Below are 2,697 nucleotides of genomic sequence, written 5' to 3' on the forward strand. Positions count from 1 at the left end.
GCGGCAAGAGCGTCTCCTGCCAGGCCGTGCTCGGCTTGCTGCCGCGGAACGGCCGGCGCGTCGGCGGGCGCATCCTGTTCGAGGGGCGCGATCTCGCCCTGGCGAGCGAAAGCGAGCTGGAGACGATCCGTGGACGCGGCATCGGCATGGTATTCCAGGACCCGCTCGGCTCGCTCAATCCGCTGCACACCGTCGGCACGCAACTGCGCGAGACCCTGCGGCTGCACAGCTCGCTCTCCGAGCCGCAGCGCCAGGCGCGCGAGCTCGAGCTGCTGCGGATGGTCGGAATTCCCGAGCCCGCACAAAGATTGGCATCCTATGTCCACCAGTTCTCCGGCGGCATGGCGCAGCGCGTGATGATCGCGATGGCGCTGGCCTGCGAGCCGYGTCTGCTGATCGCCGACGAGCCGACGACGGCACTCGACGTGACGATCCAGGCGCAGATCCTCGACCTGCTCAACCGGCTGAAGGCCGAGCTGGGCATGGCGATCCTGTTCGTTACCCATGATCTCGGGGTTGTCGCCGAGATGGCCGACGATGTCGTCGTGATGCGCCATGGCCGCGTGGTCGAGGCCGGCCCGGCCGAGCGCATCCTGCAGGCGCCGGAAGCGCAATACACGCGCGAGCTTCTGGCCGCAATGCCGCGCCTCGATGTCTCCGCGCCGGTCTATCGCGAGCGGGTCGCCTCATGAGTGAACGGTCGGAACCGCTGCTGCGGGTCTCGAAGCTGCGTCGCCATTTCGGCGGCGGACGCTCCTTCTTCCGGTCGCAGCAGACGATCCGCGCCGTCGAAGATGTCTCGCTCATGCTGCGGGTCGGCGAGACGCTCGGCCTTGTCGGGGAATCCGGTTGTGGCAAGTCCACGACCGGCCGGATGATCGTCGGGCTCGAGCGCCCGAGCGGCGGCGAGATCGTCTTCAAGGGGCGCGACCTTGCCGGTTTGAGCCCGGGCGACTGGCAGCGGCAGCGCCGCGACATCCAGATGATCTTCCAGAATCCGCAATCGGCGCTCGATCCGCGGCTGAGCATCGGCCGGCAGATCCGCGAGCCGCTCGACCTGCACGAGATCGGAGATCGGGCCGGTCGGGATGCCGAGGTCGCGCGCCTGATGCGGGCGGTGGCCCTCCCGCCGGAAACGGCCGGACACTTTCCCCATCAGATCAGTGKCGGCCAGGCGCAGCGCGTCGTCATCGCCCGCGCGCTGGCCATGAAACCCAGCCTGATCGTCTGTGATGAACCGGTCTCGGCGCTCGATGTCTCCGTTCAATCGAAGGTGACCGAACTCCTGCAGGAGCTGCAGGAGCGGTTCGATATCGCCTATCTCTTCATCTCCCACGATTTGCGCGTAGTGAAGCAGCTCTCGCACCGCATCGCCGTGATGTATCTCGGCCAGATCGTCGAGGAGGGGCCGACGGATCCGGTCTACCGGCAGCCGCTGCACCCCTACACCATGGCGCTTCTGGCCGCGATTCCCGATCTCTCCGCGCCCAGGCGCACGCGATCGGCCCGGCTTATGGGCGATCCGCCGTCGCCTGCCAATCCGCCCCCGGGCTGTCATTTCCACACCCGCTGCCCCTATGCCCGCCCGCGTTGCTCCGTCGAGATGCCGGTGCTGCGGGAAGTCGAGGGTGGCCGCAGCGTCCGCTGCCATTTCTCCGAAGAACTGAGGGCAGAATCGTGAACCGGCCGCTTGTCATTGCCCATCGCGGCCACTCCGCCGGCTACCCGGAGAATACGCTGGAGGCCTATCGGGCGGCGATCGCCGCCGGGGCCGATCTCGTCGAGACCGATGCGCGCCTGACGGCGGACGGCGTCGTCATCGCCGCGCATGATCCAGATCTGGCGCGGCTGGCAGGCAGCACGGCGGCCATCGCGACAACCACCTACGCGGAGCTGGCGACGATCGCGCGCTCGAGCGGCATCCGGCTCGCGACCCTGGCCGAGGCGCTCGCAGCGATCTGCCCGCATCGACAGGCCCTGATCGACGTCAAGACGCAGGATCTGACGATCATCGACGCGGTGATCGCGGTGATCGATGGGGCAGGGCTGCGCGATCGGGTATGGATCGGTGTGCGCGACGTCCTGCAGGTCGCCCACGCCCGGCTCCAGATGCCGGGCGTCCGGGTGCTCGCCTTCCTTCCCGATAAGGCAAACCCGGACCATTTCGCGGCAGCCGGAGCGAGCGCCTTCCGGATCTGGGAAGGCGGTCTCGACGGAACGGTCGCGACAGGCCTGCTCGGGCATGTGCCGGTCTGGGTCACGGCGGGAGGGAGCGGAACCGGGCGCCGTGTCGGAGATGTCGATGCCGATGGCCTTGCTGCCATCCTGGAGAAGTCGCCGCAGGCCGTGCTGCTCAACGACCCCGACCTGCTCGTCGGAACACAAAACCGCGTGGCGTCGTGATGCCGGGCCGTCATTTCCTGACCAAGCTGGCGCGCGGCCTCCTGACGGTTTGGCTGATCGTGACCCTGACCTTCGTCGCGCTGAACCTGTCGGGGGACCCGATCGATGCCCTGGTCGGAGACCAGGCCTCGCCCGAACTCATCGCGCATTACCGCGAGAAATTCGGGCTCGATCGACCCCTCTGGCAGCAATACGTCTCCTATCTCGCCGGCATCGCACAGGGCGATTTCGGCCTCTCGCTCTCCGATCAGCGCCCGGCGGTGGAGCTGATCGCAGGTGCGCTCCCCCATACGC

General features: G+C 67.9%; 3 protein-coding genes and 1 pseudogene. All 4 read left to right on the plus strand.

Translation table 11 applies throughout. The features are described 5' to 3' along the window. Positions 1-692: ATP-binding cassette domain-containing protein (locus AC1DRP_RS36125; protein WP_476771092.1), on the plus strand; the 692-nt coding region annotated here is incomplete at its 5' end. Beyond that, positions 689-1,681, plus strand: coding sequence for an ABC transporter ATP-binding protein (locus tag AC1DRP_RS36130; protein WP_476771093.1), 993 nt, complete (start codon positions 689-691; stop codon positions 1,679-1,681). The genes AC1DRP_RS36125 and AC1DRP_RS36130, both read left to right, overlap by 4 nt. Further along, positions 1,678-2,403, plus strand: a complete 726-nt coding sequence (locus tag AC1DRP_RS36135; protein WP_441507772.1) for a glycerophosphodiester phosphodiesterase — start codon at positions 1,678-1,680, stop codon at positions 2,401-2,403. Before AC1DRP_RS36130 ends, AC1DRP_RS36135 begins: the two co-directional genes overlap by 4 nt. After that, positions 2,403-2,697, plus strand: a pseudogene (locus AC1DRP_RS36140) (ABC transporter permease); the annotation flags it as partial. The gene AC1DRP_RS36135 and the pseudogene AC1DRP_RS36140, both read left to right, overlap by 1 nt.

This window comes from Allobosea sp. 01N443 (genome assembly GCF_056399325.1).